The following is a 15475-nucleotide window of genomic DNA, read 5'->3' as shown; positions in this document are numbered from 1 at the left end:
AGCCAGATTCACGAACTCGGTAATGCGTTCACCAAATTCTGAGTCCATTATGACTCCGATCTGTCTTTCTGTAAAGTCTTTTAGGAAAGATTTATCAGATTCTTTCCCTCCGGGCAGGGCAGCGCCCTCTTTTTCCCTTAACCATGCCGCATATGCTTTCACGGTGTTCCGGTCAAGCTCCCATGTCAGCCTGCTTTCCCTGCCCCCGGTATCGGATATGTCGAAAACATACCGCATATCCGGTTTTAAGGCTCTTGACGGGAAAATTGCGATACCCTTGCTGCCACGCCTTACATACCGCCCTACCATTTTCCATGTGTCGAAATCCGCAATCAGCGTTGCCCTCGGTCTTTGCTTGTAGACCATGAGGATATTGTCAAACTCATAGCGGTAGAGCTGCCCTGTAAGCCTGCATATGCTTTTCCATGCCTGCCCGCTTGCGGTCACTTCGTCTATGGCGGCATCATACAGCTTTGATGTTTTCGTGTCTGCGCTCATTCATCATACCTCCAATATTGCTTCCCGGATGTCCCTGCCGTCTATCTCGTCCCCAAGACAGTCCCATCCTTCGTATCTCTGCCTTGCGAACAGTTCTATCCGTGGCAGATCCCCGCACAGTTCCACAATGCGCTCCCGTACCACGTCCGGCTTTTTGCTGTGTTCCATGATCCGTGCGTCACACACCTGCGGGACAGCTTTCGATACCCTTTTTGGTCTGCCCCTTGTTCCAAGAATACAGATTTCCGAATTGGAACGTGTCCAGAATCCAAGCCCCATAAAGAATGTGTCAGCCTTCTTATTCCGTTTTACCCAGTTGAACCCGCAGGTCTTATAGGTAAAACCCCAGTCCTGCATGACAGAGATGCCTTCCAGCAGGCAGGGGAACGTGATCCACAAAAAAAGGATACAGTCGTCATCGGCTATATTTCCAACAGGCAATGACCTTATATCCTCAATGTTCATGGTGTGGTAATGGTTCTCTGCGCTCCTGCCTTCCCCCTTTTTGGAATACACCTTGTACTGCCACGGTGGATCGGCATAAATGATGTTATATTTCTTTCCCAATATGCCTATGCCTCCTGTACTTTTATCAGCATGGAGAAAAGTTTATATTCTTCCTTATCCATCTCCACGGTAAAGGAAACGGCATTTTCCCGCCGTCCTGCCCTGTCCTCTGCCTTCTTTATCTTCCTTGCAAGGCGCAGGAGGATAAAATTCTCTTTGGAAAGCGCCATGCACTCCTTAAAGTCCATGCCCGCCGTCTCAAGCTGCTTCTGCCTTTCCTGAATCTCTGCCGTAAGTTTTGCCCCGACTTTATTTTTATCCGTAATGTCTATGGACACTTCTGCCTTTGTCCTGCCGGAGCGCTCCCACTCCTTATGCAGCAGCTTTACAAGATGCTCCATGTTTTTAACCGTTTCTTTTCCTGTCATTCTTTCCATGTGGTTTTCCCCCTTTTTTTACCGTGATGGTCCTGATATTTGTTTCTGTTCTTCCTTTGCATGGTACATTCCGTCATACATCCCCTTGTCAAGCATCTTATCGAATACGTCCGGCTCGCTTGTCCCAAAAGTATCTTCCAGACCGTCCCTTGCAGCGTTCCTTACCCTGCCCGGAAGTCCTTCCTTCATCTCCACGTTTTTCTGCATCCAGAAATTCTTCCGTACCATATCCCGCAGGTCTGAAACATTCTCCACCCTGTCCGGCTCCCCGTACTCCTGTTTCAGAATGTCAAAATCAACCCTTGTAATATCACTCCCAAGATAAACGCCATGATCCCACTCTATGCCCGTAACCACGCTGTCATCATCGGGACGTTCCCCTTTGGGGTATCTCTCATATAGCTTTACGCCTCTCCCTACTATGAGCTGGCTGTCCGTCAGGCTCATTACCAGCAGGTCATCAGGGCTTAATGCTGCAAGCACACGGTAATCGTTCCCGTTCATGTTATGCAGCACCTCCCCGGCATGGAAAGTATGCTCCACAGGCTCGTAATGCAGGTATGGGAATAAAGGCTGTCCATCCGGTTTCAGGTTATAAATCCGCAGGACATCAAGACACTCCTTAGAACAGCGCCCCTCATCAAATGACCATTCGCCATTGTTGAATTTCCCGGCAAGGAATCCTCTTAATTGCGGCTCTCCTGTACAGAATGATGCATGTACACTTTTGTTTGCCGCAAAATACAGATCGCTCCAATCCGTCCCTCCTTCTTTTGTTTTATACAATGCGCCTATAGCATCTGCCACAGGCTCCGCAAACCTGCTCCATATCTCTTTCATGTAGTCTGTCAGGTCCATCAAGAAGTTTGTTTCCGTCCCTTTCTGATTTTCCACCACCATAACCATATCTTCTAATTTCATACTTCCTCCTTTTATCCGCATAAAAGGCAGCGCTTACCGTCGCTGCCCTGCTTCCATGCCAAACTGGAACAGGGAAAGCTGCACGTTCTCCTGCACCAGTTCCGGCTCTTTTTTCTTTTCACTTATCAGTTTCATCATCCGTGAGGCACACTGGGCAAAGGACTCCAGATACCCCTCCGGTCTGCCCGCATGACGGCGCATTGAAATCAGATCCCCGTCCTTGATGGCGCTTGCAAGTCCCGAAGCATAACCAAGCACGTTATAAAGGCTGATCTGCTTTGCCTCTTTTTCTGTCAGCATATCCCTGTTTGCAAGGAGATAGTGGAAATTGGGATCGGAAAGATAATATTCCAGCGCCTGCGCCGCACCGTCCTTTATTTCCCCCGCCCTTGCCATATAATCGTTGTCCACTTCCGGCGGCGGCTCCCGGTAGAAAATCTCCGGGTATTTTTCATAATCCCTGCCGTACTCCTCTACCATTTTCTGCTTATAATAAATGATGTGGTTCCGTACAAGGTTCAGACTGCCGCCGTCCGGGTAAAACGGATCGCTGCCGCCATGCTCCATAAGGTACTCCCACCGCTCAAATGACTTTGCCATCTCCTCTGCAAGATTTTCTTTTTCTTTCTTTTTTCCCATATGCCACCACCTATCTTGGTCTGCCTATAAAGACAATGGAAGAACGCCCCTGCACTGGTCTGTACACAACGCCAAGGCGTGTGTTTGCAGCCTCCACCACCTTTCCGTTCCCTACATAAATTGCCACATGTGTGATGTTCATGAAGCGCCCGTTCCTGTCATAGCTGTAAAATATCAGATCCCCCGGCTGCATCTCGTCATAGTTCACAAGCAGGTTGTTGTCATAGCAGAGCTTTCCCTCACTTGCCGCCGTATTGGAACCCTCATACATGATGCTTACGCCCGCACTGCGCCAGGCATAGTAGGCAAGGGAACTGCAGTCATAATAATTCCCGCTGTCACGGTATGCCTGACTGTACGGGTATCCTACCTTTGACAACGCAAACGCCACAACCTTCCTTCCGTTTTCGTCAGAAATGGCATCCACGATTGCCTGATACTGTTCCGGCGAAATCCCTTCCCCCGGATCGCCGCCCCCTCCGCCGCCAGTATAGCCGAGCATTGCAAGGTACTCCGGGTTCATAAGCTGTGCAAGGACTTCCTGTTCTTCGGCATTGAAGCCGTATACGGAAACCATGTCATAACACGATTTCAGCTCCACACGGACCTCTTTGACCGTCGTGGTTGTCGTGTTGCCTTCTTCGTCTGTCTCCGTGTCCGTCCTACTGGTAATGCGAAAGCTGCACATATCGTCAAATATGATTTTCAGGTTCTGCTTTGCCTTATCCGTCATATCCGTTGCCGTGTCGCCGTCCCCGTGCTTTACCATGTAGACCATGAGAATGTCACAGAAATTGTCCGGTGTGCCGGAACCTTCATAATTAACATAGATTTTCTCGCTTGTGTCATATCCGGCATGGTCATTCAGTTCCGCATTGACCTCATCATTAAATTCCGACATATATGCCGACAAGACTTCCTGTGTTGTTTCCCCCGACGATATGGAAGGGAAGAATATCGCAAACGGCGAATTGTAGATAACCGCTATGACAGCAATGACTGGAAGCGCAATGAGCGCCACTATCGCAAACAACGCAAGAAGAAACAGCCCCACATACTTCACGACATACTTTGCCATCATGGAAAAACGCATCAGAACAATGTCCTTTAATGCCTTCCCGATATTATCCTGATTATCTTCCTGACGCATTTTTGCCACAAACAGCTTTATCATGCGGTTTCTGGTGGAATTTTTCACATCACGCTTATCCATTGCAATCCCGGCGGCTTCTCCTGCTGCAATTCCAACAAGTACGCCGCCTGCCCCTGTTCCTGCTGTGGCTGCTGCCGTCTTTGCCGCCGCCTTTGATGTTTCTTTCGCCGCTTTCTTCCCTGTTTCCTTTGCGGTTTCCTTTGCCGCCGTCTGTGCGGTTTTCCTTGCTGTCTTGACCGCACTTTCCTTTACAGCCTTTTCCTTGATACGGCTTCTGGACTGTTTTTTCCTGAGTTTATCCTGTTTTGCTTTTGCCGCTTTTGAACGGTAAAGGTTCCTGCCTGCATCCACGGCATTTGTGGCAGGCTTCGCCAGCGTGTAAGCCGCCATGTACGCATCATGGATTTCACTGCCGCCCTCCATTTCATCTAATGCAGTCCTAGCCGCCACTGAAGCAGTACCGGAAGGAAGGGAAGGCTTCTTTTTGACTGCCGCCTCTTTTTTCGCTTTTGTTACACGGTACGAAGCAAACCCTGTTTGCTTTGCATACATACGGTTTTCTTTATTCACGGACTGCCGCACTTCCTGTTCTTTCCCCTGTCTGCCCTGTGTGTTTCTGTCCGCATATCTGTCCTGTGCGGTTGCGCCGCCGCTTCTGTCTTGTGTTGCTCCACCGCCATATTTTCCCTGTACGGTTCTGCCTTGTGTTGTTCCGCTGCCATATCTGCCCTGTACGGTTGCGCCGCCGCTTCTGCCTTGTGTTGTTCCGTTTCCTTTTCTTTCCTGTACAGTTCCGCCGCCATTTCTGCCCCTGTATTCCATGCCGTCTGCCGCCGTTTTTGTCTGCACCGTTTTTTTCTTATCCGTAACATGGACGGAACTCCTTTTTAACTTTATCTTTGCGTCTGCCGCCACGTTTTTCCCTGACGCACTTCCGGCAATCTTCGGTCCATGCTGTACGGTAAGGACATTCCTGCCCTTGATTTTTGTTTCCGGCGCTCCCTTTACTTTCAGTTTGGGCTTTTCCTTTGTGTGAATCACCATAGGCTTGTCATCTACTTTTTTAATGTTCAATCTGCACACCCCCAATCCGTTCTGCCGCAAGTATGCAGTATTCAGGATTCAGCTCAATACCGATATAACGCCGTCCGTTTTCTGCTGCAACCATCCCTGTCGTGCCGCTGCCAAAAAAAGGATCAATCACTATTCCATTCTCCGGGCATCCTGCAAGGATACATTTTAATGCCAGGTTCGGGGGAAATGCGGCAAAATGCGCTCCCCTGTAGGCAACCGTGTTGATCAGCCACACATCCCTGCTGTTCCTGTACTGGGAAATATCATCTTTTTTTATCTCACCCTGTTTTCTCGGTCTGTTGATTCCCTGCACCTTTCCATTCCCCTGTCCCGGCACTGCAACCGAATATTTGTTGCTGTCACTGCGCCCCCTCATATATCTTGCTGCCGTTCCAGATGCAATCGGCTCTGCAATCGCAGAAGCATCATAGTAATACCTGCTGGATTTTGAAAACAGAAAGACATGTTCATAGCTCCTTGTAGGTCTGTCCTTTACATTTTCCGGCATTGCATTTCCCTTCTGCCAGATAATGTCACTGCGCAGATACCACCCCGAATCCCTCAAAGCAAATGCCACCATCCACGGAATGCCTATCATGTCCTTGTTCTTGCACCCCCTGACATTCTGTGTAAGGGAAACTTTCTGTCCGTTCCTCCCTTTGGGGTTTTTCGGATCAAGACATGCCCCCTTGCTCCCTGTGCCAAAGTACGAGTCTGAAATATTCAGCCAGAAAGTTCCACTGTCTGAAAGTACCCTGTAAAGCTGCGCAAAAACCTCTGCCAGCCTTTCCACATACTGTTCCGGTGTTGCCTCCCTGCCAATCTGCCCTTCCACCCCGTAATCACGAAGTCCGTAATAGGGCGGCGATGTGATACAGCAGTCAACGCTTTTATCCGGCATTTCTTTTAATGCTGCAAGGCAGTCCTTATTGATAATGACATTACTCCTCACAGCCACAATATCCTCTGCCGCCACACCCTGTATCTGACCGTTTCCAGACACACCAATGTCCATATTTATCACCTTCCCTCTTAAAAAGCACAGGACACCCGAACCTTTCCGGCTTGGGTGTCCTGTCTGCTTCTTTCTTTATTTCTGTCCTGCACACTCTTTTTTCTTCTCCATTGCGATTTTCTCATGGATATTTGTGTTGTATAAATTATAGAGGTCCGTCCCTTTCTCAATGGTATTGTCAAAAGGGATTACCACGTTTCCGCACTTCATAAGCCCCATGCCGCTTGACGTGTTGGTTACAAAGCGCAACTGCGCCTCCGACACGCCGATAACCTCTGCCATGCGTGAACTGTCCGTGTTCGCCTGCTTCAAGAGTGCCACAAACTCCGAGTTGGCAAGCATGGTAGTAGCCGTATAATTTTGCAGCAGGTCAACGATGTTCTGCGTGATCCCGGTACACAAGCCGCCCTGTTTCCTCACTTTCTTCCAAAGCTGCTGTAAATACTTTGCGGAATACTCCGAATTTAACAGTACGTGGAACTCGTCAATATAGAGCCATGTCGCAATGCCCCTCTTGCCGTTTGCAATGATGCGGTTCTGTATGCTTTCCATCATTACAAGCATGGTGATAGGCGAAAGTTCCGTACCCAAATCACGGATTCCGTACACCGTAAAGCGGTTATCCACATCAACATTTGTCTGGTGGTTGAATATATTCAGCGAACCGTTGACAAACAGTTCCAGTGACAGCGCTATATCCCTTGCCTCGTCCTCCGGCTGGTTCATCAGTATCTCATAAAAATCGGACATGATCGGCACATATTTCTCCCTGTTCCTTGCAATCTCAATGTAGAGCTTGCGCACACAGCGGTCAATGATGGACTTCTGCCTTGAATTAAGGCTTTCCCCCATGCACTGTTCACACAGTCCGAGCATAAATTCGCCTTTTTCCCTTATCATGCCCTTGCTGTCGTTCAAGTCAAGACTCCATACGTCCATGTCAAGCGGATTGACATAGTTATCCGTGTAGGTTGACATATTTACCACTGTCCCGCCGTAAGTCTGGGCAATGTCAAAGTATTCATTCATCGGGTCAATGACGATAATCTCATCATTGCCGGAGAGGAACACGTTGCCCATTTCCATTTTACAGAAAAACGACTTGCCCGAACCGGGAACGCCGAACACAAAGCCGTTGCCGTTAATCAGCTTTTTGCGGTTCCCGATATTGATGTTTTTCGATACCTGATTGATACCGTAATAACACCCCTGTTTGTCGTTCAGTTCCTGCACGTTGAAAGGCATCAGCACCGCAAGGCTCTGTGTCAGCATGGTGCGCATGGTTTCCACCTGCCTGACCCCAATCGGCAGCGCAGTATTTAAGGATTCCCTCTGCTTCAGATAGTGTTCCTCTATCGTGACGGAGTTGCGCTTGCCTATGGTTTCCACCGTTTCCGTCATGCTGTCAAGCTCCTCTTTCGTGTCCGCCATAAGGATAACCGTCACGGACACATAATAAAGGCACTGGTCATTTTCCCTTACGTCGTCCATGATTTCCTCAATCTCTTTCTTCTCAATCCTCTTGTTATACGAGATTTCCGATGAAAAATCGTTGTTTTTGTTCCTCACACGCTGCTGCCTGATGATGTCCGACTCAATGCCGAGGTACTTCTTCTGCAAAATCTTTGTTGTCATGTCCTTTGGGATAGGGACAACATCAATGCTTGTAATGGAATGTACCGGAAGGCTTGTGATCTCATTCAGGAAACGGTCTGAAAGGCTGGACGGGTATTTCTTGATGAACAATGCACGGCAGAATTTCTTTTCGTCCTTGAAATAGTCCGGGTAAAACTGTATCATGCCGTTGCACAGGTCATTGCGGAAGTCCGCACCGACCTTCCTTGCCTCCCTGATGTCAAAGTCAAAGCTGCCCTCATCCCCAAGATGGTAGTAGTCATACAGCACCTTGATGCGCTCATTGCCGGAAAGCGGGACAATCTCTGCGCCAAGCTCCCCGAACGCCTTATGCACCGACGCCTCAATGGTTGCAAACTGCGCCTTTGCCTCCTCAAAATTCTTGCGCTCAATGGTAATGGTAAGGTAACGCTCCTGATCGATTCCCTGCCTGCCTTCATGTATCTTCTGCTCCATGATGTCGTTGTAGATCTTTCGGAACCCATTATAGCCGTCATTCTTCTTCTGTAAGAACACATAGTCCCTGACCTGCTCCATGTCCTTGTTTTTATTGTTGATTGTGATCTTGAAATTCACGTCCAGCGAATTTAAAAACCTGCAGTAACGCTCAAAGATGTCAATCTGCTCCGTTTCGTTGGTAGTGGTGTAATTGATGTCCTGAAAACGGTAACACTTTGAGAAGCGGTTCCTTGCCACCTCAAAAATGCCGTTCTCCGCCACCTTCATGATCTCAATCGTCTGTTGTATGGATTTCGGAGTTTTATAAAGCGGTTCACTTGCTTTTTTCAGCTCCTTAAATCCGTCTGCAAATATGCCCAAATCTGACCTCCTTTTCCATGCTGTTTTCAGCATTGCCATAAGGTATTGCAGCCGGAAAGTCCCGGCTGCATGATACCGGAACTTTCCGACCAGTAAAGGTCAGTCATTCCATTTATAGTTGCTTCTTTTTATCGGTTTCTGTACGGCGCTGTTCCCCCATACTCTGAATCAATGGATTTCCTCCTGATGTCTGATCCTGTACACAATCACGCCGACTGCGGCTGCAATGACTGCAACAACAGCAGCGACTTTCCCTGGAATGCCTTTCTTCCATGTCCTCTTTTTCATGCGCCTGCCTCCTTTCCTTTTTATGCGTTCCTTAATGCCTTGCCCTGTAAATGGCTGTGCCGATAATGGCTGTCACTACAACTGCAACGATCCCTGCTACTGCTTTCACTGTTTTCTTTTTCATTCTCATTTCCTGCCTTTCTTATTTTTTTTGCTGGTTTTCTTTTTTCCGCTGCCTTTCTTTCTGCCCTTCTTCTTATCCGCCTTTTTTTCCGCTTCTTCTTCCATGCGGATCTCACGGATTGTTTCCTCCCCTTCGGTGGACACATAGGCAAGCGGACGGTTGGCAAAGAGCATACGCATCTTTCTCCCCATATACTCGTAAAACCCCATGCCGTTGAATGAATAGAACCCTCCAAGCGCTATCGGGGCGGCAACCGGGATTGCCACATACACACTGGGGGTAAGACCGATATAGCGGTACAGCAGCAGCACGATCCCGCCGCCCGCCGCAACCGACGCCACGGAGAAGATAAGCTGCTTTGCCGTCAGCCCCATGACAACCGATTCCTTATAACGGTCTATATCCTTGTTGATTTCAATTACCATTTTTACACCTCCTGCATAAATTCCCTATCTGCTCTTTTCCTTTTGCTCCGGCTTTTTATCCAGTCCGTTTACCTGCTCATATGCCGCCATTCCGTCCGGGCAGAGTCCACGCATCTTTTCCACATTGAACTGATAAAGGGGATAACTGCAATACCCGCTTTTCTGCATCAGCCCTGTAAACTCGGCAATCCCGTTTTTCACAAGGAAGTCCTCAAGCTCCGGCATATTGTTTGTATCCACAAAGGCACAGTAGGGCGGTACGGAAGAAAGCAGGTTTACCGTCACGTCGCCATAAGGCTCCGGGAAGCCGTCCTCTGCTGTTGTCATTCCTACATAAAGGCTGTTGTTGTCCACGTAGGTGTTGACTGTCAGCGTCACATTTTCCGTAGTCCCAAACTGGGTTTTCAGTTCCAGCGTCCCCTCCGTTTTATTTTCCTGCGCCTGCTCTTTTTCCTCCGCCTGCACTGTTTCCGGTTCCACTGGCGTATATTCCGAGCCGTTCCGTTCCATGATTTCTGCAAACTGGCAGATGTGGTACAGGTTGTTGCCGACTTCCGTATGATATTCGTCAATATAGCGGCAGACACGCTCCTGTTCCCCGCCGCCTGAATACCTGATTTTGATCTTCTCTCCATCCGCAATGTGGAACAGTTCATCATACCTGCTGTTGATGAACCGGATACCCTTTTCTGCCTTACTGATATGCTGATCCAGCCATTCTTTCACATAACAGTGGATTTCAACATTATCATTTTCTTTTGCAGGATTGCAGCGCATCACATAGGCATACTTTTCCGTATCCGCACGAAAACCGTACTCCGTTGCTTCCTTCCCCTGAAATGCGTTCTGCGGATGACAGGCTGTATATTCACGCATCGTATCCAGATTCCGCATAAATCCGTCTTTGTCAGAACGCAGGCTATTCAGGAGGTTTTCCAGCCCCTCCTCAAATTCCCTTGTTTTCCATCGTTCATTTAAGTCATAAAATCTGGAATAGAACTCTTTATCACTCTTATATCCCCCATACATGACGCCAATGCTTCCTGTCTGCCCGCTGATCTGCATACTCTGCCTGTAAGTGTATTTCTGTTCCGCCTTAGTCAATGGTCTTATTTCCATACAGCCCTCCTATAATCCTAATGCCTTGCTTGTAAGCGACTGCGCTCCTTTGACGCTTCCCACGGTAAGGGCAATCGTAAAGGTCATCTCACACAGGTAAATGAGCGTTTTCGCCCAGTCTGCGTAACTGCCCGTAAAGGACGGAAGCCCCGCACTGATGAAGGCATTGCACAGCATGATTGCCAGCGCCATCGTGACTGCCTCAAACACCACGGATAAGAAATATTTGGCGTAGGTGCTTGCCGTATTTGCCACGTTCCGGTTGCCTGCCAGCGTGGAAAAGGCAATGGAGCCAATCGGCACGATGACCATGATCTTTAAAAAACGGAAGTACACCGTGTATATCATAAAAAAGCCACAGATAATGACAATGACGCTCAGAAGTGCCGCCAGTATCAGCATGATAAGCCCCTCACCGAAACCCAGCTCCTTTATGACGTCTGCCTGTGCGCTGTCAATGGCAAGCGTCGTGTAGCCGCCCGCCGACAGTGCGTTCACAAGGTTCCCGATTGTACTAAAAAATGCCTTCATGATAGTGACATTGTTTGCCACAAGCCATTCTGAAAGTCCGAGCCTTATCAGCATACGCAGGATCACCTCAAAGCGCATTTCCTCACGCACGTCCACACTCTCCGCACAGAACCCGATCACGAAGAACAGCACCACAAGGGAAGAACCCACTGCCACGAAAATCGGCTCCACGCCTTCCACCAGCCCCCACGGACCTCCGCCCTTAAAATTTACCGGGGACTGCCCCAACAGGGCAAATACAAGGCTTACCTGATTGTTCCAGAACCCGAACACCATTTCCAGAAGAGCCAGTATCTTGTCCCCTAACTTGAAAATATCCACTGAATCCTCACCTCTTTCCTTTTCAGGGAAAGGCGGCATCCCGCCCTCCCCCGCTGCTGTTTTTTTTAGAAACCGAGAAAAGTAAGGACAGCAGAAATGCTTGCCATCATGATCCCTGCCACAATTCCCTTGAGCGCCGAGTTCATGGTGGAGGAATCCTGCTGCTGGTATGCCTGCGCAAACTCCATGACGTTCTTTGCAAGGATAATGACACCCACCGCACCGATGACCGCAATCACGAGTGTCTTTAAGTTGTCAAGGGGCTGTGTGATCGCACTGGTTCCTGCCCCTGATGCAAACACTGTCATAGGCAGTCCGCCCACGGCAAGGTACGCCGCACCGCAGAACGCCGTCACAGCCTTCTTTGCCCCTGATAATCTTCCCTTTCCTGCCTTTGTCTCTGCTGCCACTGTTTCTGCTGCCATTGTTCCTGAAATAATCTCTGTTCTACGCATAAAAATAATCTCCTTTTCCATTTTGGTTTATAAACTGTTACTGACTGCTCTATCATGACGGGGCTTTCCCCCGGAATACTGTTAAGTCGGGCTTTCCCCGATGCGTTACTGCTTTAACCACCGCCTTTCCATTGGGGACTGCCCCTAGTTTTCTGAATGCCGCACAGTCTGGAATGTCTTTCTGATCTCACGCATCTTTATGACGTCTGTTTCCGGGTAGAATACCGCCAGTATGGTCTTTGTGGGCATACCAAGCGCAATCATTTTATGCAGCTCGTTCTTCTGCTCTTTGGAATATTTCCACTGCGCCATACGGTTCATAATGGTATCTTCGCCCTCCAGCCTGCGCCCTGCCGCCTCCGGTTCCGGCACAGGCTCTTTTGCCGCCTGCTTTGGTTTCGTTCCGGCTGTCTCCGGTTCCGGCACGTCCTCCTGTGCATACATGAGTTCATTGTCCTGTTCCCTGTTAAGCTGTTCCTTCTGCTCCTGTTCCTCCATGCTGATGAAGCGTTTCTGCATTCCGGCATCAGTGAGAAGTTCAAAGTCCTTGTAGTCGATTTTGTCAATATAGACATTTTCACCCTTCTTTTTCAGCTCCTCATAATAGGAAAGAGCCTTCGGTGTCAGCAGTTGGAACGGCAGCGCCTGTCCTCCACCTCCGCTGTTTGGGACATGGACATACGGCTTCCCTTTCCCGTCAGCGGTCTGGTCAAATGCCGGGTGTCCGAATGGGATAAACTTGCTGTCCATAATCGGATCAAAGCCACGGATAAAAATAATGCACTTCTTGTTGTCCAGCTTGCGCACTTCGTCCGCTGTGAAAAGCTCCCTGCCAAGCACGTCGTAATTGCGTGAGGAGCTTCCCTGCCTGCCCTTTGTCTCACCGCTTGATTTCTTGTCAATCGTGCCTTTGCCGAGCAGTTCCGAAACATACTTGTGCGTACTCTGCTCATTGCCGCCAAGATAGATAAACGTGTCGCAGTTGCCCGGAATGGTTTCCCAAGTGTCCTTGAAAAGCGCCTTTAACTGGGCGAAATTCTGGATAATGATGATGCTGGAAATCTCCCTTGAACGCATGGTTGACAGAAGGGAACAGTAGTCATCCGGCAGTGCGACATTCGCAAATTCATCAAGCATGAAGGTCACATGGATCGGGAGCCGCCCGCCGCAGTTGAAGTCTGCCTGATAGTAAAGCTCCTGAAAAATCTGTGTATAAAGCATTCCGATAATGAAGTTGTAGGACTTGTCGGAATCCGGAATGACGCAGAACAGCGCTGTTTTTGTCTCCCCGTCCCCGTTCACGCCAATGCCAAGTTCCGCAAGGTCCAAGTCGTCCCTTGACAGCAGCCGGAGTACCTGCTTGTTTTCCAAAAAAGCAAGCCGGGAGTTTGCGCTGATGATGATGGAACGGACAGTATCGCCCGCACCACGCATACATTTGTTGTACTGTTTCACCGCAGGGTGCGCCGAGCCGAGCTTTGAAGTTTCCTCAAGGAATTTCATGCGCACGTCCAGTCTGGAAGGCTTGTTCTGTTCCGTCACTTCCGCCTCCCCCAAAAGCTGTAAGACTGTCTCAAAGTTCCTCCTTGCAGGCGGCTCTTCCAGCCACACATAATAGAAGATTGCCTGTAGGAACAGCCCTTCCGCCTTTTCCCAGAAGGGATCGGAGGGAGTTGCGCCCTTTGGCGTGGTATTGCTGATAAGGTTCGTGATCAGCTTTACCACGTCCGTCTCCTCACGGATATAGGAAAAGGGATTGTAGCAGTCCGACTTTTCCATTTCCAGCAGGTTTATGACCTTTACGCTGTATCCGTTGTTCCTTAACATCTCCCCGCAGCTTCTGAGGATTTCCCCTTTGGGATCGGTACAGATAAAGGAACAGTTATGCGGCATCTGCATCAGGTTCGGCTTTACCTCATAAAAGGTCTTTCCTGCGCCGGAACCGCCGCATATCAGAATGTTCCCGTTGAGTTTCAGCCGCCGGAAATTCAGCGACATCTTCACGTTCTGGCTCAAAATGCGGTTGAAATTTTCGTCCTTGTCCGCAAGTATCTTGTTTGCCATTTTGGGTGATTCAAACCTTGCCGTTCCAAATTCCTTCCCCGGCATGAAGTTCCGCTGGCTTGTGATATACATTAAAAGGGCGGTAGCATAGACGATTAAGGCTATCACTACCGCTTTCATGGTTGTCTGGTTATAATAATTTGCAAATGGTTCGGCGCACACACGGTTGAAGGACTCCAGAAAGGCATTCATCTCCATTCCCGGCTCCCATGCGCCGTTCAGGAGATACCCTGCATAGGCACAAAGGACTGCCCCCAGTACGATAAACCACAGGGATACTTTTTTCTTGTTCTGTACCATAGGCGGCTACCTCTTTTTCGGTGCGGGCGCTTTTTTCGGTGCGGGCTTTTTCTTCCGCATAAGCTCCTGCTCCTTTGCTTTCCGCTCCACGTCCGCATACCGTTTCCGCACCTCCGCACTTACCCTGTCATAATGCCCTTCGTACAGGTCTTTTCCCTTCATGGTTGCGACCACACGGTTGTCCGCCGAATAAATCTTGTACTCCTTGTTACGGTCAAGAAAAGTCAGTATGGTCTTTCCATCATGGATTTCCATTGCCTTGTCCTTATTGATCCAGACATATTGGGCATTTTCTCCCCAAGTTCCCGGTATCCTTGTCTTTACGGCATGGTCATTTTCCTCCGTTATCAGTTTCTTTGTAATGGTAATGTCCGTAAGGTCAGGATTCTGTGCGGCGGCTACTGCCTGCATACGCTGCGCAAGCTCACGGTATCCTTTCATGCGGCTTAAAAACATTTCCTTATCCATAAGGACTCTGTGCTGCCCGCCTTCCCCTTTGGAAAGGACGCCGATCCGCTCAAGCTGCCCCACTACCTTTTCCGCCTGTTCGTTTTCAAGGCTGAAATTTTCCTTTACTTCCTCCACACTGATGCTCTTTTTCTCCATCGCATAGCTGCCGACTTTCTCAATCAGCCCGTCAAGAGCTTCTCCCACCCTTGCCGCTTCCTCAGTGTGGAGGCTGTCGTTTCCCTTTTTCTGCTCTTTCAGGAAAGACAGCACCTTATCCATCTCCTTTTCGTCCCCGTTTTTCAGGTAATCGTCAAACGTGGCAAGCCTGCCGGATTTCAGTTTCTGTATCATCATGTTTACCCGTGGGACTGCCTCCGTGTGGAAAATGATCTCGCTCATGCCGTCCTTTTTGTTGATGTCGGGCAGGACGGAATATAAAAGCCCGTATTTTTTCGCCATCTTCTGGACTTTCTTCATATCCTCTGTCGGGAACTGGAACACCTGCAGGTCCCCGCCTTTCATAAGAAGCCTGCGCATGTCCGTCTTTCCCATCGTTTTTTCATGATCCATGACCGCAATCAGGAAATCAACCGCCTTTTTCATTCCCTCGATAGTGCCGCCGCAGACCTTCATTGCAATCTCTATCCCGTCATAGCCGACACGGATAATCTGGACTGCCTCCTGTATTTCTTCCGCCATA

At 49.2% G+C, this 15475-nt stretch carries 13 protein-coding genes; all 13 read right to left on the bottom strand.

Features of this window, described 5'->3' with window-relative positions:
- Nucleotides 1-501: 501 nt before the first annotated feature.
- Nucleotides 502-1065 carry an MT-A70 family methyltransferase gene (locus tag C805_RS12095; protein WP_016214134.1) on the bottom strand — a complete coding sequence of 188 codons (564 nt, stop codon included), beginning with the start codon at nt 1063-1065 and terminating at the stop codon, nt 502-504.
- A gap of 5 nt (nt 1066-1070) precedes the next feature.
- The gene (locus tag C805_RS12090; protein ID WP_016214133.1) at nt 1071-1442 is read right to left on the bottom strand and encodes a hypothetical protein; all 372 of its coding nucleotides are present in this window, start codon (nt 1440-1442) and stop codon (nt 1071-1073) included.
- Between the two features lie 18 nt (nt 1443-1460).
- Nucleotides 1461-2363, bottom strand: coding sequence for a hypothetical protein (locus tag C805_RS12085; protein ID WP_016214132.1), 903 nt, complete (start codon nt 2361-2363; stop codon nt 1461-1463).
- A gap of 33 nt (nt 2364-2396) precedes the next feature.
- Complete coding sequence (locus C805_RS12080) at nt 2397-3002, bottom strand: hypothetical protein (protein WP_016214131.1); 606 nt, start codon at nt 3000-3002, stop codon at nt 2397-2399.
- 10 nt (nt 3003-3012) lie between these two features.
- Nucleotides 3013-5238: a C40 family peptidase gene (locus C805_RS12075; protein ID WP_242832661.1), complete on the bottom strand. Its 2226-nt coding sequence runs from the start codon at nt 5236-5238 to the stop codon at nt 3013-3015.
- Entirely contained in the window at nt 5219-6130 is a 912-nt protein-coding gene (locus C805_RS12070; RefSeq protein ID WP_051075013.1) for a DNA-methyltransferase, read from the bottom strand. The genes C805_RS12075 and C805_RS12070 overlap by 20 nt, the downstream gene beginning before the upstream one ends.
- A gap of 189 nt (nt 6131-6319) precedes the next feature.
- Complete coding sequence (locus tag C805_RS12065; protein WP_004055739.1) at nt 6320-8698, bottom strand: VirB4-like conjugal transfer ATPase, CD1110 family; 2379 nt, start codon at nt 8696-8698, stop codon at nt 6320-6322.
- 414 nt (nt 8699-9112) lie between these two features.
- The gene (locus C805_RS12060) at nt 9113-9535 is read right to left on the bottom strand and encodes a PrgI family protein (RefSeq protein ID WP_016214128.1); all 423 of its coding nucleotides are present in this window, start codon (nt 9533-9535) and stop codon (nt 9113-9115) included.
- Nucleotides 9536-9559: 24 nt separating this feature from the next.
- On the bottom strand, nt 9560-10654 hold the full coding sequence (locus C805_RS12055) for a DUF4313 domain-containing protein (RefSeq protein ID WP_016214127.1): 1095 nt from the start codon (nt 10652-10654) through the stop codon (nt 9560-9562).
- A gap of 9 nt (nt 10655-10663) precedes the next feature.
- Nucleotides 10664-11506, bottom strand: a complete 843-nt coding sequence (locus tag C805_RS12050) for a hypothetical protein (protein WP_031200980.1) — start codon at nt 11504-11506, stop codon at nt 10664-10666.
- A gap of 65 nt (nt 11507-11571) precedes the next feature.
- Complete coding sequence (locus C805_RS12045; protein ID WP_004055745.1) at nt 11572-11961, bottom strand: hypothetical protein; 390 nt, start codon at nt 11959-11961, stop codon at nt 11572-11574.
- Between the two features lie 144 nt (nt 11962-12105).
- On the bottom strand, nt 12106-14325 hold the full coding sequence (locus C805_RS12040) for a VirD4-like conjugal transfer protein, CD1115 family (RefSeq protein ID WP_016214126.1): 2220 nt from the start codon (nt 14323-14325) through the stop codon (nt 12106-12108).
- Nucleotides 14326-14331: 6 nt separating this feature from the next.
- A complete protein-coding gene (locus C805_RS12035) occupies nt 14332-15474 on the bottom strand; it encodes a PcfB family protein (protein ID WP_016214125.1) in 1143 nt (380 codons plus the stop codon).
- Nucleotide 15475: the final 1 nt, after the last annotated feature.

It is taken from the genome of Eubacterium sp. 14-2, from assembly GCF_000403845.2.
In the GTDB taxonomy this organism is placed as follows: Bacteria; Bacillota; Clostridia; order Lachnospirales; family Lachnospiraceae; genus Petralouisia.
The sequence above is the reverse complement of the archived record's forward strand: the minus strand, read 5'-3'. Positions and strand labels throughout refer to the sequence as shown.

Bases quoted from the DNA above. Each gene is read 5' to 3' on its own strand.
- C805_RS12090 (WP_016214133.1), bottom strand. From the start codon at position 1,442: ATGGAAAGAATGACAGGAAAAGAAACGGTTAAAAACATGGAGCATCTT.
- C805_RS12085 (WP_016214132.1), bottom strand. From the start codon at position 2,363: ATGAAATTAGAAGATATGGTTATGGTGGTGGAAAATCAGAAAGGGACG.
- C805_RS12080 (WP_016214131.1), bottom strand. From the start codon at position 3,002: ATGGGAAAAAAGAAAGAAAAAGAAAATCTTGCAGAGGAGATGGCAAAG.
- C805_RS12070 (WP_051075013.1), bottom strand. From the start codon at position 6,130: ATGCCGGATAAAAGCGTTGACTGCTGTATCACATCGCCGCCCTATTAC.
- C805_RS12060 (WP_016214128.1), bottom strand. From the start codon at position 9,535: ATGGTAATTGAAATCAACAAGGATATAGACCGTTATAAGGAATCGGTT.
- C805_RS12055 (WP_016214127.1), bottom strand. From the start codon at position 10,654: ATGGAAATAAGACCATTGACTAAGGCGGAACAGAAATACACTTACAGG.
- C805_RS12045 (WP_004055745.1), bottom strand. From the start codon at position 11,961: ATGCGTAGAACAGAGATTATTTCAGGAACAATGGCAGCAGAAACAGTG.
- C805_RS12040 (WP_016214126.1), bottom strand. From the start codon at position 14,325: ATGGTACAGAACAAGAAAAAAGTATCCCTGTGGTTTATCGTACTGGGG.
- C805_RS12035 (WP_016214125.1), bottom strand. From the start codon at position 15,474: ATGGCGGAAGAAATACAGGAGGCAGTCCAGATTATCCGTGTCGGCTAT.